The organism is Pseudoalteromonas sp. P1-7a (assembly GCF_001401855.1).
Lineage (GTDB): Bacteria > Pseudomonadota > Gammaproteobacteria > Enterobacterales > Alteromonadaceae > Pseudoalteromonas.
This window is the reverse complement of the sequence record NZ_LKDU01000156.1, coordinates 1-229: the sequence shown is the minus strand read 5'-3', so window position 1 is coordinate 229 and position 229 is coordinate 1. Positions and strand designations below refer to the sequence as shown.

Annotated in this window: 1 protein-coding gene; it reads right to left on the bottom strand. The window is 41.9% G+C overall.

All coding sequences use genetic code 11. The features are described from left to right. On the bottom strand, positions 1 to 229 hold a 229-nt coding region (locus AN389_RS19925), incomplete at both ends, for a DDE-type integrase/transposase/recombinase (protein ID WP_146258110.1).

The following is a 229-nucleotide window of genomic DNA, read 5'->3' as shown; positions in this document are numbered from 1 at the left end:
GTAAACGTTGCCCGTTCGGCTTGCGCACATTCCAAGCCTTCTTTAGTGTTTTAATCACTAAAACCGCATTATTAATTCGACTTGTTGCCCAGCCCACAACTTTGCGTGAGTATAAATCTAAAATGACACATAAGTACTGCCAGCCTTCTTTACAGCGCACCTGAGTTATATCCGATACCCATACACTATTAGGCTCTTCAACATCAAATTGACGAGCAAGTAGATTCTC